20 protein-coding genes and 1 pseudogene are annotated in these 21,547 nt (G+C 65.8%); 6 read left to right on the plus strand and 15 right to left on the minus strand.

All coding sequences use genetic code 11. The annotated features are described in order from the left end of the window. Positions 1-49: 49 nt before the first annotated feature. The 3 genes from ACZ48C_RS22585 to ACZ48C_RS22595 form a co-directional block, all read right to left on the minus strand. Complete coding sequence (locus ACZ48C_RS22585) at positions 50-994, minus strand: sugar ABC transporter substrate-binding protein (protein WP_119255253.1); 945 nt, start codon at positions 992-994, stop codon at positions 50-52. 85 nt (positions 995-1,079) lie between these two features. After that, positions 1,080-2,189 (minus strand): phytanoyl-CoA dioxygenase family protein, encoded by a 1,110-nt coding sequence (locus ACZ48C_RS22590; protein ID WP_318913020.1) that lies wholly within the window; start codon positions 2,187-2,189, stop codon positions 1,080-1,082. Positions 2,190-2,390: 201 nt separating this feature from the next. Next, entirely contained in the window at positions 2,391-3,284 is an 894-nt protein-coding gene (locus tag ACZ48C_RS22595; RefSeq protein WP_464783052.1) for a LysR family transcriptional regulator, read from the minus strand. A gap of 89 nt (positions 3,285-3,373) precedes the next feature. Between ACZ48C_RS22595 and ACZ48C_RS22600 the strand changes: the two genes are divergently transcribed. Together ACZ48C_RS22600 and ACZ48C_RS22605 are read left to right on the plus strand one after the other, a co-directional pair. After that, on the plus strand, positions 3,374-4,360 hold the full coding sequence (locus ACZ48C_RS22600; protein WP_464783053.1) for a bile acid:sodium symporter family protein: 987 nt from the start codon (positions 3,374-3,376) through the stop codon (positions 4,358-4,360). 8 nt (positions 4,361-4,368) lie between these two features. Continuing rightward, entirely contained in the window at positions 4,369-5,262 is an 894-nt protein-coding gene (locus ACZ48C_RS22605) for a phosphotransferase (RefSeq protein ID WP_464783054.1), read from the plus strand. 12 nt (positions 5,263-5,274) lie between these two features. Here ACZ48C_RS22605 and ACZ48C_RS22610 read toward each other — a convergent pair whose 3' ends face one another. Continuing rightward, positions 5,275-6,222 (minus strand): DMT family transporter, encoded by a 948-nt coding sequence (locus ACZ48C_RS22610; RefSeq protein ID WP_464783055.1) that lies wholly within the window; start codon positions 6,220-6,222, stop codon positions 5,275-5,277. Between the two features lie 65 nt (positions 6,223-6,287). On the opposite strand from ACZ48C_RS22610, the gene ACZ48C_RS22615 reads away from it, so the two are divergent. Together ACZ48C_RS22615 and ACZ48C_RS22620 are read left to right on the plus strand one after the other, a co-directional pair. Further along, positions 6,288-7,109, plus strand: coding sequence for an AraC family ligand binding domain-containing protein (locus ACZ48C_RS22615; RefSeq protein WP_464783056.1), 822 nt, complete (start codon positions 6,288-6,290; stop codon positions 7,107-7,109). 234 nt (positions 7,110-7,343) lie between these two features. Next, positions 7,344-8,384 (plus strand): glutamine synthetase beta-grasp domain-containing protein, encoded by a 1,041-nt coding sequence (locus ACZ48C_RS22620; protein WP_464783057.1) that lies wholly within the window; start codon positions 7,344-7,346, stop codon positions 8,382-8,384. Positions 8,385-8,442: 58 nt separating this feature from the next. Here ACZ48C_RS22620 and ACZ48C_RS22625 read toward each other — a convergent pair whose 3' ends face one another. Then, positions 8,443-9,726 carry a cystathionine gamma-synthase family protein gene (locus ACZ48C_RS22625; RefSeq protein ID WP_464783058.1) on the minus strand — a complete coding sequence of 428 codons (1,284 nt, stop codon included), beginning with the start codon at positions 9,724-9,726 and terminating at the stop codon, positions 8,443-8,445. 121 nt (positions 9,727-9,847) lie between these two features. Here ACZ48C_RS22625 and ACZ48C_RS22630 point away from each other — a divergent pair, with 121 nt between their 5' ends. Then, positions 9,848-10,306, plus strand: coding sequence for an Lrp/AsnC family transcriptional regulator (locus ACZ48C_RS22630; RefSeq protein WP_464783059.1), 459 nt, complete (start codon positions 9,848-9,850; stop codon positions 10,304-10,306). A 208-nt stretch (positions 10,307-10,514) separates the two neighbouring features. Here ACZ48C_RS22630 and ACZ48C_RS22635 read toward each other — a convergent pair whose 3' ends face one another. The 3 genes from ACZ48C_RS22635 to ACZ48C_RS22645 are packed head-to-tail and all read right to left on the minus strand — an operon-like array spanning position 10,515 to position 14,681. After that, positions 10,515-11,444, minus strand: a complete 930-nt coding sequence (locus ACZ48C_RS22635) for an electron transfer flavoprotein subunit alpha/FixB family protein (protein ID WP_464783060.1) — start codon at positions 11,442-11,444, stop codon at positions 10,515-10,517. A gap of 23 nt (positions 11,445-11,467) precedes the next feature. Next, a complete protein-coding gene (locus tag ACZ48C_RS22640; protein WP_464783061.1) occupies positions 11,468-12,217 on the minus strand; it encodes an electron transfer flavoprotein subunit beta/FixA family protein in 750 nt (249 codons plus the stop codon). Positions 12,218-12,239: 22 nt separating this feature from the next. Continuing rightward, positions 12,240-14,681 (minus strand): GcvT family protein, encoded by a 2,442-nt coding sequence (locus tag ACZ48C_RS22645; RefSeq protein WP_464783062.1) that lies wholly within the window; start codon positions 14,679-14,681, stop codon positions 12,240-12,242. 94 nt (positions 14,682-14,775) lie between these two features. On the opposite strand from ACZ48C_RS22645, the gene ACZ48C_RS22650 reads away from it, so the two are divergent. Next, positions 14,776-15,699 (plus strand): LysR substrate-binding domain-containing protein, encoded by a 924-nt coding sequence (locus ACZ48C_RS22650; protein WP_454634636.1) that lies wholly within the window; start codon positions 14,776-14,778, stop codon positions 15,697-15,699. Between the two features lie 3 nt (positions 15,700-15,702). Here ACZ48C_RS22650 and ACZ48C_RS22655 read toward each other — a convergent pair whose 3' ends face one another. From ACZ48C_RS22655 to ACZ48C_RS22685, 7 genes and pseudogenes are all read right to left on the minus strand, one after another. Further along, positions 15,703-16,842, minus strand: coding sequence for an aldo/keto reductase (locus ACZ48C_RS22655; protein WP_464783063.1), 1,140 nt, complete (start codon positions 16,840-16,842; stop codon positions 15,703-15,705). A 26-nt stretch (positions 16,843-16,868) separates the two neighbouring features. Further along, positions 16,869-17,603 (minus strand): aspartate/glutamate racemase family protein, encoded by a 735-nt coding sequence (locus ACZ48C_RS22660; RefSeq protein ID WP_454634632.1) that lies wholly within the window; start codon positions 17,601-17,603, stop codon positions 16,869-16,871. A gap of 64 nt (positions 17,604-17,667) precedes the next feature. After that, on the minus strand, positions 17,668-18,507 hold the full coding sequence (locus ACZ48C_RS22665; RefSeq protein WP_318913033.1) for a substrate-binding periplasmic protein: 840 nt from the start codon (positions 18,505-18,507) through the stop codon (positions 17,668-17,670). A gap of 23 nt (positions 18,508-18,530) precedes the next feature. Continuing rightward, positions 18,531-19,193 (minus strand): amino acid ABC transporter permease, encoded by a 663-nt coding sequence (locus ACZ48C_RS22670; RefSeq protein ID WP_464783064.1) that lies wholly within the window; start codon positions 19,191-19,193, stop codon positions 18,531-18,533. Beyond that, entirely contained in the window at positions 19,193-19,837 is a 645-nt protein-coding gene (locus ACZ48C_RS22675; RefSeq protein ID WP_119255265.1) for an amino acid ABC transporter permease, read from the minus strand. The genes ACZ48C_RS22670 and ACZ48C_RS22675 overlap by 1 nt, the downstream gene beginning before the upstream one ends. Further along, entirely contained in the window at positions 19,834-20,598 is a 765-nt protein-coding gene (locus ACZ48C_RS22680) for an amino acid ABC transporter ATP-binding protein (protein WP_464783065.1), read from the minus strand. Before ACZ48C_RS22680 ends, ACZ48C_RS22675 begins: the two co-directional genes overlap by 4 nt. 639 nt (positions 20,599-21,237) lie before the next feature. Then, positions 21,238-21,534 (minus strand): annotated as a pseudogene (locus tag ACZ48C_RS22685) (hypothetical protein); the annotation flags it as partial. Positions 21,535-21,547 lie beyond the last annotated feature (13 nt).

Consider the following 21,547-nt stretch of genomic DNA (forward strand, 5'->3'; position numbering starts at 1 on the left):
AATCGTTCGGGGCGCGCCGTCGACCGGCGCGCCCCGACGGACCGTCAGGTCAGCGGTACTGGCCCGCCAGCGACTCGACGAGCGCGATGTTGTCCTTGGTCACGAAGCCCGGACCCGTGAAGATCGAGTTGGCCGGGGCGACGCCGTAGCGGACGTAGTTCGTCAGCACCTGGATCGGGATCGAGCCCTGGAGGAAGGGCTGCTGGTCGATGGCGAAGTTGATCGTGCCGTCCTTGATCGCCGCCGAGATCTCGGAGGAGAGGTCGAAGGTGCCGAAATAGATGTCGCCGTCGAGGCCCATCTCCTTGACCGCGCGGATCGAGGGCTCGGCCGAGTTCGGGCCGAGCGTGAGGATCGCGCCGGTGTCCTTGTTGGCCGTCAGATAGGCTTTCACCTTGTTCTGCACTTCCGACGGGTCGATGCCGGAATCGATCATCTGGTTGCCGAGTTCGACGCCGATGCCGTCGGCAAAGCCGCGGCAGCGCTCCACGGAGGCCGGGTTGGTGATGTAGTGGTTCACGCACACGAAGCTCTTGACGCCCGCTTCCTTGGCACGCTTGCCGGCACCGAGCCCCGCCTCGTATTCCGGCTGGCCGACATGCAGCAGCGCGCCGAGCTTCTGGCTTTCCTCGACCGTGCCGGAATTGACGGTGACGACCGGGATGCCCTTGGCGACGGCGTCCTTGATCGGCCCTTCGAGCACGTTGTAGTCGGCGATGGTGACGATAATGCCGTCGACGCCGGCCGCCGAGCTCTGCTGGACGATGCGCGCCATGTCGGCAAGGTCGCCCGTCGGCGGGTTGCGGTATTCGGTCTCGACATGCATCTGCTCGTTCGTGACCTTGATGGCGTTCTTGATGACGTTGAACCAGCTGTCGCTGTCCGGTCCATGGCTGATCCAGACAAACTTCTCGCCATCGGCATGGGCCGCGCCGGCAAGCGCGGTCGTGGCCAGAAGCGCGCCGAGCGCCAGCGATTGCAGAATCTTCTTCATATGTGACTTCCTCCCGAAGTTGGCTTCCTGTTCGCTCCCCGCCCGAAGCCTTTGCGGGTAACCCTCTGTTTCTTATTAAGTCCGCTCAGGCCGCGCGCTTGGCGCCCTGTGCATCGAGAGCGGCATCGAGCCGCGCCTGGTCCCAGCCCTCCGCGACGGCGCGGGCGAGCAGATCCTGCTGGCTTTCCGGCGCAAGGCCGCCCAGCGGCGGGTCGGTGTCGAGATTGGTCGGGAACGGATAACCGTCCGCCGTCGCCGCGATCACCGCCCGCCGCCCCGCCGGAGAAAGGGCCGCCAGGTGCGGATAGACTGCGCGCGCCATCGCCGTGCGGTCAAGGCTTTCCATGTGGCGCGCGAAAGCAGAAGCCGTCTGGATGAGGTTGACCATGCGCACGACGTCGCTCGTGCGGTTCTCGCCGGCGGCGTGGAAGAGCGCCGGGCTGAAGAAGATGGCATCGCCCTTTTCCAGCGGAAGCTGGACGCAGTGCTCCTCGAAATAGTCACGGAATTCCGGGCGCGTGGCGGCGATATAGCCCGGCAGGTAGCGCTGCGAATGCGGCAGCAGCTTCGTCGTGCCGCTCTCCACCGGCATGTCGCAATGGGCGACGCCCCCCTGCAGGATCAGCGTCGGGCCGGTCGCGTGGATATGGGCGGGATATTCCGCCATCTGCTCGGGCTTCATGAAGCCGAGATGATAGTCGCGGTGCGGGGCCTGCGCCTTGCCGCCGGGGCGCACCTGATTGACCTGGGTGGCGATCTGGTAGCCCGGGCCGAGCCAGGCGCGGCAGGCGATGTCGATCACCGGATTGGCCATGTAGCGGGCATAGACGGCGGGATCGCGCAGGCACAGCTTCTGCAGGCTGTTCCAGATGCGGTCGTTGGCGCCGGCCTTGGCGAAGTGGTCGCCCGCCGCCGTGCCGGCCGCCCGCTCGTCGGCGATGATTGCGCGGAATACCTCGCTCGCCGCGTCGATGGCGCCGGGATCGGTGAAGGCACGCTTGACGACGAAGACGCCCGGCCCCTCGCCGATGACCGAGGCCCATTCCGCGGCGATGCCGTCGTTGACGGCAGCGCCGTCATAGATGGGGATGTTCTTCTCGATGGCGATCGCCGTCGGGCACATCGCCATCGTCGTCTCGGTTTCCACCTGGCGCCGGAATTGCGCAAGGTCGACAACCGTTGCAATATCATTCATCGAAATCCTCCTGTCCGATGTCCGAAGATCGTCCGACGGCAGCATCCATCGGTCCCGCACCGCCCCTCCAAGGCCGCGCGGGCCGCATGCACAGATCAAAAATTGCAGCCATCAACTGTCTGCAATATTAATTGTGAAATTTTGCCGGTGTCAACACATAAGGCATGACCGGCGCAGGTTTCCGCGCCAGCGACGGCGACGTCAGAAAATCTCGTCCCCCCGCCCCGCTTCCGCCGGTGCGAGACCGGCGAACCCCTTGCCGAAACGCTCGCGCACCTTGCGGGAAAAGGCCGAGACGGTGGCGTGGTCGGCCGAGCGTGCTGTAACCAGCACGAATTCCACATCCTCCAGCGCCGGCAGAAGCGGTGGCGCAATCTCGCGAAGGCCTGCCGGCGCGAGGCTGCGCGGCTGGACCAGCACGCCCATCCCGGCGCGCGCCGCCGCCGTCAGACCGCTGAGGCTCTGGCAGGAGCAGACGATCCGCCAGGGCATTCCGCTGCGCTCCAGCGCCTCCATCAGCAAGAGGCGCGTGAGGCTCGGCGGCGGGAAGACGATCAGCGGAAGCGCCGGCTTGGCGAGCATCGCCTCGGGATCGCCGGCAAGCCATACCAGCGGCTCGCGCAGGATCGCATCGCCCCGCCGTTCGCCGATCCGCCGCTTGGCCATGACAAGGTCGAGTTCACCGCGATCCTGCATCTCGGCGAGCGTCTTGGAGAGCGCGACGGAAAGCTGGAGGTCCACCGACGGATAGTCCGCGATGAAATCCTCCAGAAGCCCCGGCAACTGCCCGCTCACGAGATCTTCCGAGATGCCAAGGCGAAAGGGGCCGCGCGGCGCGAACGTGTCGAACTGCACGGATGCCTGGCGCTCCAGCGCCAGAAGCTGGCGGGCATGGGGAAGCAGGGCTTCGCCGTCGGCGGTGAGACGGACGGCGTGGGTATCGCGGTCGATCAGCCGCCGGCCGAGCCCGCGCTCCAGCCGCTGCAGGTGCTGGCTGACCGTCGACTGGCCGAGGCCCAGCCGCTCGGCGGAGAGGGTGAAACTGCGCGTCTGGGCCACCATGACGAAGCTGCGGAGCTGCACGAGATCAAGCATATCACGAACCTCGATAAGCGTTATCGATTGCATCGCAAATCAGGATAGCTAAACTGCAAGGCCTGTCGAGACCAACATTGCCGAAAGACATGAAGCGCCTTCTTCCCGATACGTTCACCTGGCTCCTGATCGGGGCCGTCGCCCTCGCTTCGCTGCTGCCGATCTCCGGCGTGCCGGCGCAATGGTTCTCCGTCGCCACCAATGTGGCGATCGCGCTCCTGTTCTTCCTGCACGGCGCGCGCCTGTCGACGGATGTGGTGATCGCCGGCTTCCTGCACTGGCGCCTACAGCTCTTCATCCTCGTCATGACCTTCGCGGTCTTCCCGCTGCTCGGGCTCGGGCTCGGGCTGTTCTCGCCCTGGCTGATCGACGAGCCGATCTATCTCGGCATCCTCTTCCTGTGCGTGCTGCCCTCGACGGTGCAGTCCTCCATCGCCTTCACCTCGATTGCCGGCGGCAACGTGCCGGCCGCTATCTGCGCCGCCTCGACCTCCAACATCCTCGGCATCTTCCTGACGCCGGCCCTCGTCGCCCTGCTCTTTTCGGCCGGCGGGCATGTCGGCGTCTCCTTCGACATGGTCTGGAAGATCATGCTGCAGCTCTTCCTGCCCTTCGTCGCCGGCCAGCTTCTGCAGCCCTTCATCGGCAACTGGGTGCGCTCGAAGAAGTCGCTGCTCACCCCCTTCGACCGCGGCTCGATCCTGATGGTCGTCTATCTCGCCTTCTCCGAGGCGGTGACGGAGGGCATCTGGCACCGGCTGGCGGCGCAGGACCTCGCGCTCCTCATCCTCGTCGACTGCCTGCTGCTCGCCGCCGTGCTCGTCATCACCAGCATCGGCGGGAAGCTGCTCGGCTTCCGCCGCGAGGATGGCATCACCGCCGTCTTCTGCGGCTCCAAGAAGAGCCTTGCCAGCGGCGTGCCGATGGCGAGCGTCATCTTCGCCGGCCAGTCCATCGGCGCCATCGTCCTGCCGCTGATGCTGTTCCACCAGATCCAGCTCATGGTCTGCGCCTGGCTCGCCCGCCTCTATGCCGACCGGCGCAAGGCCGCCGAGGCCGGCGCGGCCGCGGCCTGACCGAAGCGATGCATGACGACCAGCTTCAGATAGACGCCACGGTCGCAGGCGCGATGATCCGGGCACAGTTCCCGCGCTACCGCGACGCGCCGGTGGTCCCGCTCGCCGCCGCCGGCACGGTGAACGCCATCTTCCGGATCGGGGCGCATGCGGCTGCGCGGTTCCCGTTGCGCGCCGCCGAGCCGGCGGCCTGCGAGGCGATGCTGCGCCGCGAGGCGGAAGCCATGGCCGCCTTCGCCGCGCATTCGCCATTCCCCGCGCCGCGCCCGCTCGGCATCGGCGCGCCGGGGCCGCACTACCCGTTGCCCTGGTCGCTGCAGAGCTGGCTGGAGGGCGAGGTCGCGACGCCCGACGGGCTTGCCGCCTCCGCCGCCTTCGCCGGAGACATCGCCACCCTGATCGCACGCCTTCGCCGCGTGGGCACGCAAGGCCGGCGCTTTGCCGGCCCGGGGCGCGGCGGCCATCTGCCCGACCACGACGGCTGGATGGAAACGTGCTTCGAGAAAAGCGAGGGCCTCCTCGACGTGCCGCGCCTTCGCGCCCTGTGGCACCGGCTGCGCCTCCTGCCCGCCGCAGGCCCTGACTGCATGACGCATGGCGACCTCATTCCCACCAACCTCCTGGTGCGCGGCGAGGCTCTTGCCGGCGTGCTCGACACCGGCGGCTTCGGGCCGGCCGATCCCGCGCTCGACCTCGTCGCGGCCTGGCATCTCTTCGACCGGGAGCGTCGCGGGCTGATCCGCGCCCGCCTCCGCTGCGGCGACGTCGAATGGAAGCGCGGTGCGGCCTGGGCCTTCCAGCAGGCCATGGGGCTGGTGTGGTATTACCGCCTCAGCCATCCGGCGATGGCCGCGCTCGGCCGGAGCACGCTTGCCCGCCTGCTCGACGACGCCGACCTCTGAGGCTTTTCAGGGTCAGGACGATCCGGCTTGCGCGCTGCGGCCGGCACGGCGCTGGCCGATCCACGGATAGGCGCTGACGATCATGATGCCGACGAGCACGCCCGCCGTGCCGATGGAAAATTCCGGCGTCAGCGGCTCGCCGAGCAAAAGGATGCCGAGGACGACGCCGAAGACCGGCGTCATGAAGGAAAAGACGCCGAGCTGCGAGGCGCGGTATTTCGTCAGCAACCAGAACCAGGTCAGAAAGCTGAGGAAGGACACCGCAAGCGCCTGGAAGGCGATGTTGAGCAGCAGCGGCCGCGCGGGAACGAAGGCCGCCTCCCCGCCGGCCACCGCCGCGCCCGTCAGGATGACGAAGGCGGTCGCGAGCTGGTAGAACAACACATGGGTCGCGGGGATCGCGCTCAGCCGCGTCGTGCGGATGAGGACTGTCGTCAGGCCCCAGGCCGCGCCGCCCAGAAGCGCCAGCCCGTCGCCCCACAGCATGGCGCCAAGGCCGCCGGCCGCTTCCCCGCCGCCCTGCGGCGCGAGGAAGGCGAAGGCGATGCCCGCCGCCGCAACCGCGATGCCAACCCATTGCACCGCCGCAAGCCGCTCGGACGGCAGCTTCCAGTGCAGGCCGAGGGCCGCGAAGATCGGGGCCGTATAGAGGAAGACGACGACATGGGAGGCGGAAGTATGCTTCAGGGCCTCGCCGACCATGAAGAACTCCATGGCGAACAGCAGCCCTGCGAGCGCCCCGAGCCCCGCCGTCCCGCCGAAGAACTCCATCCTCTGCCCCTTGAGCTTCACGATGGCGAGGACGCACAGGGCCGCGATGCCGGAGCGAAGGCCGATCTGCAGCACGGGCGCGGCGAAGACGGCGGTCGATTTCAGGCCGATCGGCTGCAGGGCCCAGATGAGGCAGATGCCGACCATGAGGCCGACGGCCGTGATGTCGATGGATTTGCGGCTGTCCAAGATCGTCGCTCCGATTGTCCGCGGCCGCAATAGCATCTGGCAGGAATGAATGATATAATGATCTCATGACAGTCGGTATCGGAATCCTGACAGGCGGCAAGCCGGACGGCATCGCGCATTTCCGCGACGTGCCCTTCCGCGATGCGCTTCCCCATCCGCTCTACTTCCGTTCGGCGCAGATGCCGGACAACGCCACCTATCCCCGGCACAGCCATCCCTGGGGCGAGTTCGTCTATTCCTATAGCGGCATGATGGAGGTGAGCCTCAACGACGCGCATTACCTCGCCCCGCCGCAATATGCCGTGTGGCTGCCGCCCGATGTCGAGCATCGCGGCCTCAACCGGCACGCTGCCGTGCATTGCTCGCTCTATGTCGCACCGGCCCTCTGCGCCGCCCTGCCGCGGGAAACCACGGCACTGGAGGTCAGCCCCCTGCTGCGGGCGATGCTGGAACACCTGCGCGAAGAGGGCGATGCGGACCATGGTTCTCCCGCGCATCTGCGCTTCCTGGAAGTGGTCGTCGACCTGGTGGCTGCCGCGCCGAAGGTCGGCACCTATCTGCCCTGGTCCATCGACCCGGTCCTCGAGCGGGTACTCGCCCATCTCCAGAAGGACCCGGCCGACAACCGTTCCCTCGCCGAACATGCACGGCTGGCCGGCGCTGCCGAGCGGACGCTGATCCGCCGCTGCCTGCGCGACCTCGGCATGCCGTTTGCCGAATGGAAGCAGCGGCTGCGCGTCGTCAAGGCCATGCCGATGCTGGAGGCGGGCGAGACGGTGGAGCGCATCTCAGCGGCGCTGGGCTACAGCAACGCCTCCTCCTTCATCGCCATGTTCAAGCGGATGACGGGGATGACGCCGGACGATTACCGGGCCTCTGCCCGCTGAACGGCCGCCTGCCTCAAAGCCCGTCACGAACCGCCTGTTTTTTGTGCAAACCGCTTCTTCCATGCGCGTCCTCGCGCCGTTGCGGCTTCGCGTGGGCGGAAAGAAGCGCTTTTTCCGGGCCTTCCGTCACCAAATTTCGAACTGGCACGCTTCCTGCTTTCTCATTGGCATCGGCTGCCGGGCCGATCCCAAGGCCCGGCGTCCCGGCAAACCAGCGTGACGTGAGAGAACGAAATGACCAAGTACAAGCTCGAATATATCTGGCTCGATGGCTACAAGCCCACGCCGAACCTGCGCGGCAAGACCCTCGTCAAGGCGTTCGACGCCTTCCCGACGCTGGAAGAGCTTCCGCTCTGGGGCTTCGACGGTTCCTCGACGATGCAGGCCGAAGGCAACAGCTCCGATTGCGTGCTCAAGCCCGTCGCCGTCTATCCCGATCCGGAGCGCAAGAATGGCGTGCTCGTTCTCTGCGAAGTCATGATGCCGGACGGCAAGACGCCGCATCCGTCCAACACCCGCGCGCCGATCCTCGACGACGAAAGCGCCTGGTTCGGTTTCGAGCAGGAATATTTCTTCTTCAAGAACGGTCGCCCGCTCGGCTTCCCGGATGCCGGCTTCCCAGCGCCGCAAGGCCCCTATTATACCGGCGTCGGCTACAGCAATGTCGGCGACATCGCCCGCAAGATCGTCGAGGAGCATCTCGACATCTGCCTTGCCGCCGGCATCAACCATGAAGGCATCAATGCCGAAGTCGCCAAGGGCCAGTGGGAATTCCAGGTCTTCGGCAAGGGCTCCCGCAAGGCCGCCGACGAGATCTGGCTCGCCCGCTACCTGCTCCAGCGCCTGACGGAGAAATACGGCATCGACGTTGAATACCACTGCAAGCCGCTCGGCGACACCGACTGGAACGGCTCGGGCATGCACGCCAACTTCTCCACCAGCTACATGCGCGAGATCGGCGGCAAGGCCTATTTCGAGGACCTGATGGCGGCCTTCGCCGAAGCGCGCGCCGACCATATCGCCGTCTACGGCCCGGACAACCATATGCGCCTGACCGGCAAGCACGAGACGGCCTCGATCCACCAGTTCAGCTACGGCGTTGCCGACCGCGGCGCCTCGATCCGCGTGCCGCACAGCTTCGTCAACAACGGCTATCGCGGCTATCTGGAAGACCGCCGCCCGAACTCGCAGGGCGACCCCTACCAGATCGCCTCGCAGATCCTGAAGACCATCTCCACCGTCCCGACGGACGTGGAAAGCCGCGAAGCGGCCTGATCCTTCCGGCTTGCGCTTCCCGTGGCCGCCCCGTCTCCGGACGTGGCGGCCTTTTTTATCAGGCCTGATCCAGGGCCAGGGTCAGGTCGGCGATCAGGTCGTCGGGATGCTCGATGCCGATGGACAGGCGAATGGTCGATTCGAGCACGCCGATGCGCTCGCGCACGTCGGCGGGAATGCCCGAATGGGTCATCGTCGCGGGATGGGAGGCCAGCGATTCCGTTCCGCCGAGGCTGACGGCGAGTTTGAAGATCTTCAGCGCGTTGAGGAAGCGGAACGAGGCCGGCTGGCCGCCTTTGATGTCGAAGGAAAAGGTCGAGCCAGCGCCGCTGCACTGGGCGGCGAAGACGCGGGCCGTCGCCGAGCCCGGATCGCTGAAGGGCAGGTAATGGATGCCCTCGACCTTCGGATGGCTACGCAGGAACTCCGCGACGGCGGCCGCATTGCCGTTCGCCCGCTCCATGCGGATCTGCAGCGTTTCCAGCGAGCGCCCGAGCATCCAGCAGGAATGCGGGTCGAGCTGCGTGCCGATGGCCCCGCGCAGTGCCTTGACCGGCTTCATGACCGCCTTGCCCCCGAGCGCCGCGCCGGCGATGAGGTCAGAATGACCGCCGACATATTTCGTCAGCGAATAGAGCGAGATATCCGCGCCATGCTCGATGGGCCGCTGGTAGACCGGGCCGAGCAGCGTGTTGTCGCAGGCGACGACGGGCCGGTGGCCCTGCCGCTCGCCGATCGTCTCGGCGATGCGCCGGATCATCGGGATGTCGACGAGACTGTTGGTGGGGTTGGCCGGCGTCTCGACGAGGATGACGGAAACGCGGCCCTTCTGCATGGCCGCCTCGGCGGCGGCCGTCACCGACGCCTCGCTGACGCCGTCGGCAAAGCCCACCGCCGTAACGCCGAGATCGCGGAAGGTCCGGCCGAGCAGCGTCTCGCTGCCGCCATAGAGCGGCTGCGAATGCAGCACCGCATCGCCCGGCCGCACGAAGGCGAGCAGCGTCGTGGCGATGGCCGACATGCCGGAGGAGAACAGCGCGCAGCTTTCCGTGCGCTCGTAGACGGCAAGGCGGTCCTCGACGATCTCGCTGTTGGGATGGTTGAAGCGGGAATAGACGAGGCCTGCGCCCCTGCCCTCCGGCGGCTCCTTGCGGCCGGAAACGTAATCGAAGAAATCGCGCCCGTCCTCGGCCGTGCGGAAGACGAAGGTGGAGGTCAGGAAGACCGGCGGCTTGACCGCGCCCTCGGAGAGTTCGGGATCGTAGCCGTAGTTCAGCATCTGCGTCTCGGGATGCAGGGCGTGGTTGCCGATATGGGTTCGGGGCGGATGCGGCGCGGTCATGGAGCTCTCCCTTGGCGGTGAAGGTCTTGACGGCAAATTATATCAAATCCCGTGGCGCATTCTTGCTATTTCCAGCGCCTTGCTGTTTCTGAAAGCAATATCCTGCGGAGATTTCTGGAAAATGGCGCAGAAAATTGCCGACGGCATCGACCGCCGCATTCTGAAGGAGTTGGCGGCCGACGCCCGCATCGCCAACAACGAGCTGGCCGAGCGGGTCGGCCTTTCCGCCTCGGCCTGCCTGCGCCGGCTGCGGCGGCTGGAGGAGACCGGCATCATCCGCGGCTATGCCGCCATCATCGACCCGGCGGTCGAAGGCTGGACGATGACCGCCATCGCCTCGATCCGCCTCAGCCGCCAGCACGAGGACGAGATCCGCATGTTCGAGAAGGCCGTGAAGGGCTGGGACGAGGTGATCGAGTGCCAGCTCGTCACCGGCGCGCGGGATTACGTGCTCACCGTCATGAGCGCCGGCCTCGACCATTACGAGCGCTTCATCAAGGACAAGATCGCCAAGCTGAAATGCGTCGACACCATCGAGAGCAGCTTCGTGATGAACACGATCAAGGCGCGGCGGTTCTAGGCAAGGCCGACGGCAGATATTCGATTCGAAGGAGAACGAGAGGTCTCGTGGCACAGTCCAAAAGCCTCTCCTTCGTCATGCCCGGGCTTGGCACGGACATCCATAAACCTTGAAGAGAACAGATCCCCGGCCCAAGGCCGAGGATGATGACGGTGGCGAAGCAAGGTTTGTCAAAAAAGCTGGGGGCGCGTTGGAGCGCCCCTTGCCACTACATCGCCTTCTCAAGCTCCGGGAGGATTTCGAAGAGATCGCCGACGAGGCCGTAGTCTGCGACCTGGAAGATCGGCGCCTCCTCGTCCTTGTTGATCGCGACGATGACCTTGCTGTCCTTCATGCCGGCGAGATGCTGGATGGCGCCGGAGATGCCGCAGGCGATGTAGAGCTGCGGCGCGACCACCTTGCCCGTCTGCCCGACCTGCCAGTCGTTCGGCGCATAACCCGCATCGACGGCCGCGCGGGACGCACCGACGGCAGCACCGAGCTTGTCGGCGACAGGCAGGATCACTTCCTGGAATTTTTCAGACGAGCCCAGTGCACGACCGCCCGAGATGATGATCCTGGCGGACGTCAGCTCCGGGCGGTCGGACGACGACAGCGCATCCTTGACATGGGTGGACAGGCCCGGGTTCGCTGCAGCCGAGATGGTCTCGATGGCTGCGCTTCCGCCTTCACCGGCTGCGGCGAAGGACGCCGTGCGAACGGTGATCACTTTCTTCGCATCGGTGGACTGAACCGTCTGGATGGCATTGCCCGCATAGATCGGACGCTTGAACGTGTCGGCCGAGACGACCTCGACGATCTCCGAGACCTGCGCGACATCGAGCAGGGCGGCAACGCGCGGCAGCACGTTCTTGCCGACCGAGGTGGCAGCCGAGACGATGGCGTCATAGTTGCCGGCGAGCGACACGATGAGCGCGGCCAGCGGTTCGGCAAGATTGTTGCCGAGGCTGGCATCGTCGGCAAGCAGGACCTTGGAGACGCCCGAGAGCTTTGCAGCCGCATCGGCCGCGGCCTTGGCATTGCTGCCGGCGACGAGCACATGCACGTCCGAGCCGATCCTGGAGGCTGCCGTCAGCGCCTTGGCGGTCTGGTCGGAAAGGTGAGCGCTGTCGTGGTCTGCCAGAAGAAGAATGGCCATGGTTTAGTTCTCCCTTTCCTGCTTTAGAGCACGCCGGCTTCGGTCTTGAGCTTTTCGACCAGCTCGGCGACCGTCTTGACCTTGACGCCCGCCTTGCGGCCCGACGGTTCCTCGGTCTTCAGCACCTTCAGGCGCGGGCTCGTATCGACGCCGAAATCGGCCGGCGACTTCTTGTCGAGCGGCTTCTTCTTCGCCTTCATGATATTCGGCAGCGAGGCATAACGCGGCTCGTTGAGGCGAAGGTCGGTGGTGACCACCGCCGGAAGCTTGACCTCGATTGTCTGCAGACCGCCGTCGACTTCGCGTGTCACCTGCGCCGAGCCGGAACCGATCTCGACCTTGGAGGCGAACGTCGCCTGTGCCCAGCCGAGCAGGGCCGAGAGCATCTGGCCGGTCTGGTTCGAATCGTCGTCGATCGCCTGCTTGCCGACGATGATCAGGCCCGGCTGTTCGGCCTCGGCAACGCCCTTGAGGATCTTGGCAACCGCCAGCGGCTCGACGGCGTCTTCCGTCTCGACCAGCACGGCGCGGTCGGCGCCCATGGCGAGCGCGGTGCGCAGCGTCTCTTCGGCCTTCGCAGGACCGATCGACACGACCACCACTTCCTCCGCCTTGCCCGCTTCCTTCAGGCGCAGGGCCTCCTCGACCGAGATCTCGTCGAACGGGTTCATCGACATCTTCACATTGGCAAGCTCGACACCCGAGCCATCCGACTTCACACGGATCTTTACGTTGTAGTCAACAACACGCTTGACTGGGACCAGGATCTTCATGGTGCAATTCTTCCTCGGTTCGTTACATGCGGCCGCGCAGGGCTTCCGGGTCGTAGGGCGATTCCGCGATCACGCGGGCCTTGCGCCGCTCGCCGAGGATCGGCACTTCCAGCTCCGTTCCGGGCGTTCCGAGCTCGACCGGCAGCAGCGCGAAGGCGATGTCGTGGCCGACCGTATAGGCATAGCTGCCTGACGTGATGCGCCCGACGAGCTTGCCTTCGTGATAGACGCCCTCGTGGATCAGGGAGCTTGCATCCTCCGTGTCGATGGCGATCGTCACCGAGCGCTGCTTCACGCCTTCCTGCTGCTGGCGCACCAGCGCCGCCTTGCCGATGAAATCGCCCTTGTCGAGGCGAATGAAGCGGTCGAGGCTGCTTTCCCAGGCCGTCAGTTCCGGGTTCATGTCACGATACATGGCACGGTACGACTTTTCGAGGCGTAGCGATTCCAGCGCGTGATAGCCGACGAGGCGCAGGCCGTGCGGCTCGCCTGCAGCGAGGATCGCCTGCAGAAGCTGCCGCTGGTAAGGCAGCGGATGGTAAAGCTCCCAGCCGAGTTCGCCTTCGTAGTTGACGCGCAGCATGCGCACATCGCTCGCAAGGCCGACCGTGCCGGACTTCACGCCGAACCACGGGAAGGCCTCGTTGGAAAGGTCCATCTCGGTGAGGCCCTGCAGCACCTCGCGGGCCTTCGGGCCGACGACGGTGAAGCAGCCGCGCTCGTTGGTGACGTTGCGAAGCTGCACGCTGCCATCCTTCGGCAGCTGCTTCGACAGATCGTCGAAATTCCAGCGCTCGGCACGCGGCGTCGAGATCAGGTAGAAGCTGCCATCTTCAAGGTGAGCCACCACATACTCTGCCTGCACGCCGCCGTTCTTCGTCAGGTGATGGCTGAGATTGACGCGGCCCGCCTTCGGCAGGCGGTTGGCGAGGATGCCGTCGAGCCAGGCTTCGGCACCGGGGCCGGAAACCTCGTACTTGGTCATCGGGGTCATCTCGACGAGGCCGACGGCATTGCGCACCGCCTTCACCTCCTCGGCGACGTAATGGCCCTTCTGCGTCCAGCGCCAGCTATACTGATCCTTGGCCTCGACGCCATCAGGCGCGAACCAGTTCGGCACTTCCCAGCCGTTGAGGACGCCCCAGACGGCGCCGCGCTGCGACAGGATATCGTAGGACGGAGCGGTCTTCTGCGGGCGGGCGGCGGGCATGTCCTGGCCGGGGAAATGCAACTCGGCATGGGTGCCCCAGCTTTCGCGCACCTTCTGGCGCGTCCACTCCTTGTTGGCGTAGTCGCCGAAGCGGCGCGGGTCGAGCTCGGACGTATCGAGGCTGTTGGCACCCTCGACGATGCGCTCGGAGAGATAGTAGCCGATGGCGCCGCCCCACAGGATGCCGCCCGGCACGCCCTCGGCGATCCACACATTCTCCAGTCCCCAGGCGGGGCCGACCAGCGGCAGCTCGTCGGCGGTCATCTGGAAGGGGCCGCGGACATTGGCCTTGATGCCGACGCGGCCGAGCGCCGGAACCATTTCCATCGCGGCTTCCCAGTTCCAGGCCACCGCGTCGAAATCCTCTTCCACGAGATCGGCGCCGAACCACTCCGGCACGCCGTTCTCGGCGAAGAGCTTCAGGTGCTCGGTCTTCTCGTAGGGGCCGAACATCAGCCCGTCGCCCTCTTCGCGAAGGTAGCCTTCGAAGCCCTCGTCACGCAGGATCGGCATTTCCGGCAGGCCCTGACGCTTGCGCTCGATGATCTCGGGAACGGCATCGGTGATCCAGTACTGGTGCAGGATCGGGATGGCCGGGATCTCGAGGCCGAGCATTGCGCCCGTCTGGCGGGCATAGTTGCCGGTCGCCGAGATGATGTGCTCGCAGATGATCTCGCCATTGTTGGTGATGATCTTCCATTCGCCGCCGGCAAGGCGCTCGAAGCCCTTCACCTCGGTGTTGAGGTAGATCTTCGCGCCGCGGTCGCGCGCGCCCTTGGCCATGGCCTGGGTGACGTCGGCGGGTGCGATATGGCCGTCATCGGGATGGTAGAGGGCGGCCAGCATGTCCTTGTTGTTCTCGAGGAGCGGCCAGAGTTCGCGCGCCTCCTTCGGCGTCACGAGTTCGGCACGGATGCCCTGCACGGCGGCGACGCTCATGTAGCTCTTGTATTCGTCAAGGCGGTCGCGCGTATTGGCGATGCGCAGCTGCCCGCATTTGTGCCAGCCGACATGCTGGCCGGTCTCGGCCTCGAGACCCTCGTAGATCTCGATGGTCTTGGCGATCATGCGGCCGATATTGATGCTGCGGGCATAGGACGGAATGAGGCCGGCGGCGTGCCAGGTGGAACCGGCGGTGAGCTGCGTGCGCTCCAGAAGCGCGACATCCGTCCAGCCGCGCTTGGTGAGACCGTAGAGTATGGCGGCGCCGACGCAACCGCCGCCGATGACGACGGCGCGAGCATGAGTTTGCATGGAGAGGTTCCCTCGAATTGGTTTTCACCAACCTACAAACGCCCCTTCGCACTGTAATCTTGCTAAAAATTGCCAGGGGGCATAACCTCAGATTATGCACAGACTCCGCTCCCTCGTCCCGTCCGCCAACTACCTCTTCTGCTTCGAGGCCGCCGCCCGCAGGCGCAGCTTCACCGCGGCCGCGCAGGAGCTGAATGTCAGCCAGCCGGCCGTCAGCAAGACGATCCGCCTGCTGGAGGAAGCGACCGGGCTGAAGCTCTTCCGACGCGACCACACGCGGCTGGAACTGACGGCGGAGGGCCAGCGGCTCTACAAGGAAACGCAGGAGGCCTTCGACCATCTGCACATGGTCATTTCCTCGCTGCAGCAGAAGCATTCCAACGACGTGGTGCGCGTGTCCTTCTCCGCCTCCTTCGTGCAGCTATGGCTGCTGCCCCGGCTGAAGGACTTCAAGGCCAAGCACCCGGACGTATCGCTGCGCATCGAGGAAAGCAGCCGCGACGACCAGGACCTTGTGGAAGAGGATATCGACCTTTCCGCCCGCCTCGGCAACGGCAAGTGGCCGGGCATCCATTCCTGGCGCTTCGTGACGGAAGAGGTTCTGCCGGTGTGCAGCCCGGATTACCTGAAGGAGCACGCGCCGATCCGCGAGCCCGCCGACCTCCTTCAGCATACGCTGCTGAATTTCGAGGAGCGGCACCGCACCCGCCTCGCCTGGCGCGAATGGCTGGAACGGCATGCGGTTCCCGTGGCGCGGCTGAAGCAGGATTTCGTCTTCACCGACGCGCTCGGCTCCATCGAGGCGGCGGTGCTCGGCCAGGGCATCGCGCTCGGCTGGAAGCATCTGGTGCGCGATCACATAGAGGCCGGGCGGTTGGTCTTCCCGCTGAGGGAATCCTATCGCTCAGGACACGCGATCCACATCGTCATGCCCGCCCAGCGCCCGCCGAAGCGGGGAACGGAACTCTTCCGTGACTGGCTGATCGAGCAGGATGCCGACGCGGACGTGCCGGTCTGAAATTCAGGCCTTGCGATCCTTCGGCTGGCCGAACACATAGTCCGTCACCTTCGGCAGGAACGTGTCGGAGCGATAGCTCCGCGGCTTCTCGCCGACCGCGCTGCCGGTGTTGAGGATGCCGGCCTGATAGTCGTCGGCAAAGAGGCTGTAGGGATAGGGTGCCTCGATGGCGCTGGCCGCATCGAGCGCGGCGCGCTGGCTGGCGGTCAGGTCGAAATCGAGCGCGGCGAGATTGTCGTCAAGCTGCTCGAGCCTGCTTGCGCCGACGATGGCGGCGGCAACACCCGGACGGTTCACCACCCAGTTGAGCGCGACCTGCGCCATGCTGCGCTCCGCCTCGGCGGCCACCGCCTCCAGAGCCGCGACGATGCGCACATTGCGCTCGGTGAAGAGGCCGAGGCCGCTGCCGGAGGAATCGAGCGCGAGCCGTCCCTCCTTCGCGCCCGAGCGGTATTTCCCCGAAAGCAGGCCCATGGCGAGCGGGCTCCAGGCGGTGATGCCAAGGCCGAGCGTTTCGGCCAGCGGCACGAATTCATGTTCGATGCTGCGTTCCACCAGCGAATAGGGAAGCTGCAGGCTGATGGGTTGGGAGAGCGCATGGGCCTCCGCCCAGGTCTGTGCCCGCGCCGCATACCAGCCGGGCACGTCGGAGAGGCCCGCGTGGCGGATCTTGCCCGCCCGCACGAGATCGTCGAGCGTGCGCATCACCTCCTCCACCGGGGTCATGCGGTCCCAGGTGTGCAGCAGATAGAGGTCGATATAGTCCGTCTTCAGCCGCTTCAGCGAGGCATCGACGGCGCGCATGATGTTCTTGCGCCCGTTGCCGCCGGCATTCGGGTTGCCGGGCGCAAGGTTGTTGGAAAACTTGGTGGCGATGACGACATGGTCGCGCAGGCCCGCCTCGGCGACGAAGCTGCCGACAAGGCTCTCGCTCATGCCGCCCGCATAGGAATCGGCCGTATCGATGAAATTGCCGCCGGCTTCGACATAGCGGTTGAAGATGGCGCGGGCGCTCGCCTCGTCGCTGCCCCAGGAGCCGCCGATGCCGCGGATGCCGGCATTGCCGAAGGTCATGGTGCCGAGCGCGAGGCGGCTGACCCGCAATCCGGAACGGCCGAGGAGATAATAATGGTCGAGCGACATTGTCGGTCCTATCGTCTTACGTGAAGCTACATGCTGCCCATATAGGGGCGGCGCGCCGTGCTCTGCTGCACATAATTGATCATGGTGATGAAGTCGAAGACCGGCCGGCCGGTCGCCGCCTGGACCGCATGGGCATAGGGCGGCAGGTCGCTGCATTCGAGCAGGATCGACCGGACATCGGGATTCTCCTCGACGAGACGGCGGGCGACCTCCGTCACCTCGCGCTCGATGGCCGCCGAATCCAGCGTGCCGCGCTCTTCGAGGATCGCCTCGCGGAACTCCGTCTGCTCCTCCATGCCGGCAATGGCGAGCGGCACGTGATCCCCGACATTGCAGGCGGAAAAGTGTCGGCGGGTCAGCCGGGAGGCATTGGCGGTGATGACGCCGACGCGCCCGCCGCAGAGCGCATGCATGAAGGGGATCTGCATGAGGCTGGAGAGGAAGACGGGAATGTCGACGGCCGCCGCCACTTCCTCCTGGAAATAGGCCATGAAGCCACAGGCCCCGGTGATCGCCTTGACGCCGCGGTTCTGCAATTCGACCGCCGCCTCCACGAAGACCTCCTTGAGGGCCGGGTCGCGCTGGTTCAGCAGCCGGTCGATCGAGGCGCCGCGCACCTCCTGGAACCGCACCGGATAATCATAGGTGGTCGCATTGCCGACATTTCCCGGCACGCAAGGATAGGCCGCGTCGAGGATGAGGATGCCGATCTGCTCGCCGTACCACGACTGCGTCCGCCGCGTGACCGTGTAGACAGTCATCGTTGGTGTCTCCAGATAATCATTTCAGGAAGGACGGGGGAGCCGCGCTCCCCCGCTTTATAGCCTACTCGACGAGGCGTGGCGCGCCGGTCTCGGCGGCAGTGCCGTCAAGGCCGTAGGACTTGAGGATGGTCACGATCGTGCCGTCCGCATGCATGTCGGTGATCGCGGCGTCGAGGGCGACACCGAATTCCTTGGCGCTCAGCGCATAGGGGAAGGCCGCCTGCGCGGCTTCCTTGGTCGCCTTCACGCGGTCGTCCGGCGCGGCGACATTGACCTTGACGTCACCCAGCGCGCCCTTCTGCGCCGCGACGACGCCGGTCGAATAGCCGTCCACCGCCACATCGATGCGGCCGGAGGACAGGTCCTGCTGCATGTTGACCGAGTTCGGGTAGAGCTTCAGCGAGCCGCCCAGCATGGCCTTGAGGTCGGCGACCCAGAGATAACCCTGCACCGTGCCGACCTGCTTGCCTTCGAGGTCGGAGACGTTCTTGAAGCCTTCCTTCGAATAGATGCCCATCTGGTCGGTATAGAGCGGGGCGGAAAGGCTCATGACCTTGGCGCGCTCGGCCGTGCGGTACCAGTCGCCGGTGGTGATGTCGGCCTGACCGGAGAGCACATACTGGATCGCCGCGGCCGGATCGACCGCGATGGCCTTGACCTTCAGGCATTCGCGCTTGGCGAATTCGGCGGCGATATCGCCATCGATGCCCTTCATGTTACCGCTGTCGTCGACGAAGGAATGGGGAACGAAGGTGGTGACGGCGACCGTCAGCGTGCCGGCCTCGATGGTGGAGAACTGGTGCTTCGGCGTGCAATCCTCGGCAGAGGCGATCCCGGCCGAAAGGGCCAGACCGGCGATGCCGGCAAGGAGGAACTGCGTGGTGGTCGTGATTTTCGGCATGCAGGTGTCCTTTCAGCTTGGTTTCAACGTTGCGCGTAGAGGCCGGCGCGCCTTTCGACGTGATTGACGAGAAGCGCGGCGGGAATGGAAATGGCGGCATAGAGCACACCCGCGGCGAGAAGCGCCGGGAAGTAGCGGAAGGTGGTCGAGCCGATCTCATAGGCCCGGCTCACCAGTTCCGGCAGTGCGATGGTGAAGCAGAGCGACGTGCCCTGGAAGATCAGGATCGAGAAGCCGAGCAGCGCCGGCAGCGCGACCCGCAGGCCCTGCGGCAGCAGCACGTAGCGCAGCTCGTCGAACCGGTTGAGGCCGAGCGCTTCGGCCGCCTCCCGCTGGCCGTGGGCGACCGATTGCAGGCTGGCGCGGATGATCTCGCTGGTATAGGCGCCGGTGTTCCAGGCAAGCGCGATCACCGCGGCCGAGAAGGAGCCGAGCGTCAGCCCGGTCGTCGGCAGGCCGAAATAGATGAACTGCAGCAGCACCAGCGCCGGCGCGCCGCGGCCGACCTCGACCAGGAAGAGGCTGAGCCCCTTCAGGAGGCGGCTCTTTGCCAGAACGCCGAGCGCCAGGAGAAGGCCGAAGGGAATGCCGATCAGCAGGCTGAGGGCCGTCACCTGAAGGCTGATGGAAAGGCCGCCCAGAAGGTCGGGCAGCCAGGCGGCGATTTCGTCTTGGGTCGGAAACATCAGCGTGCCACCTTTGCCCGGAGATAACCATCGGCAACGCGCGAGAGCCAGGCGATGGGCAGGCTCAGCAGCACGTAGAACAGGCCGACCAGCGCGAAGACCTCCAGCCCCCGGAAGGTGAGCTGCGAGAGCTGGTTGCCCTGATAGGCAAGCTCGGCCACGCCGATGGTCGAGGCAACCGCGGTCTCCTTCATGAGGCCGATGAGATAGCTTGCGGCCGACGGCAGCGCGACGCGGAAGGCCTGCGGCGCGACGATGTCGCGGAAGGTCGACCAGCGGCCGAGATCGAGCGCGGCGGAGGCTTCCCACTGGCCGTGATGGATGGAGGCGACGGCGCCGCGGTAGATTTCCGCCATGTTCGCCGCCGCAATCAGCCCGAGGCCCATCAGCGCGGCATTGAAGGGATTGATCGGCATGACGCTCATGCCGAGACCGAAGAAGATGATGAAGAGCCAGAGGATCGGCGGGATGGCGCGCACGATCTGGATGACGGTCATGGCGAGGAAGCGGACCGGCCAGAGCCGGCTCTGCCGCGCGGCGAGCAGGGGAACGCCGAGCACGGCGCCGATGAGGAACGCCCCGCCGGTGAGCGCGACGGTCCAGACGAGGCCCCGCAGCAGCGGCACGAAGTCCGCCGCGTTCATCGGTCGTGCACCGCGCGCAGGAAGCGCTTCGTGCGCTCCTCCCGCGGATTGCGCATGACGTCCTTGGACGGCCCCTTCTCGATGATGTTGCCGTCGGCCATGATCATGACCGTGTCGGAGACGTTCTCGGCAAAGCCCATCTCGTGGGTGACGACGATCATCGTCATGCCGCTTTCGGCAAGCTCCCGCATGACGGCGAGGACTTCCAGGCCAAGCTCCGGGTCGAGCGCCGAGGTCGGTTCGTCGAACAGCATGATCTCCGGATCGAGGGCGAGCGCACGGGCGATGGCGATGCGCTGCTGCTGGCCGCCGGAACACCGCACGGGAAACTGCCCTGCCTTGTCGGCAAGGCCGACACGCTTGAGGAGCTGCATGGAGCGCTCGTCGGCCTCTGCCCGGCTGCGGCCGAGCGTTCGCTCCTGCGCGAGGCTGACGTTGCGCAGCACCGACATGTGCGGGAAGAGGTTGAAGGACTGGAACACCATGCCGACTCGGCGGCGCAGGCCCGACAGCTCCGGCCGCCCCACCGGCCGCGCAGCGTCGATCGTCATGGAGCCGATGGAGATGGTGCCGCCGTCCGGCGGTTCGAGATAGTTGATGCAGCGCAGGAGCGTGCTCTTGCCCGAGCCGCTCGGCCCGATGATGGCGAGCACCTCGCCGGAGCGCACCTCCAGATCGATGCCGTCGAGAACCGTATGGCTGCCGTAATGCTTGCTGAGGGATTTGAGGCGAATGAGCACGTTGTCGGAGGCTGGCATCATTTCAGGTTATGCCCCGCTCCGTCCGCAACGCGGCCGACCTTCGCTTCGAAGATAAAGGATGGCTTCAAGCAGACCATCATGTCCCCCCATAAAGCGGCCTCCGCGCGCCAGCCTGACGGGCTGGTCGCCTCCGAACCGCTCTTTCGTGCAAATGGCCGCCGGATGATCCGTTTCGGCCGTGTTCCCTTGTTATTTCAACGGATGTTAACACTCTGACACATGCTGAGCAGGCAGAAAAAATTGCACACCCGCCAAACCTGAAGTTATGCCGTTGATCATGGGGAATGGCGCCGGCAAAGCACGGCGTCAGGCGGCGGATTGCCGGAAGCCTCCGGCCTCCGGCACCGCGAATGGCAGGTCTCAGTTGATCGAGACGAAATTGCCGCCCTTGTCGAACCAGCAATTGAAGAAAGCCGTGCCCTTGCCGTCAGGATAATTGCCCTGCACGACATAGCCCCGGCCGCTCATGAAGGGCCGGTTCGTCGTGATGCGCGATGGCCGGACGCGGAACTGCGCGGAGACTTCGCCGCGGCAATAGGCCGGCATCATACCGAGCGCGACGCCATCGGAGCGCCGGCGTGGCCGGCTTTCCCCATAGCCGCCGCCGTCCTCGTCCTGCATCTGCGCGGCGCGGTCGCCCTTGACGCGGCACACGCCGTTCGCCCCGCCCGGCCCCGTATAGGAGACATCGGGGCTGCCGTCGCGATTGACGGAGACGGAAATGGTCAGCCGGCCGAGGCGGGCCTCGTAGTAATTGTTGTTGAAGCGCTTCAGCCGGGCCTCCCGGCCATTGATGAAGACCGGCCCTCCTTCATCGGCATGCACGCTCACCCGGCCCGGACACGCGGCGTTGAAGAAAGGAACCTTTGCCTCCGCGGCAGAGGCGAACAACGCTCCCGCGGCCACGAGAACGGCAGTAAGAATCGGCTTGTGCATGGAGAACTCCCTC

This window comes from Shinella sp. 1A1, from assembly GCF_055379515.1.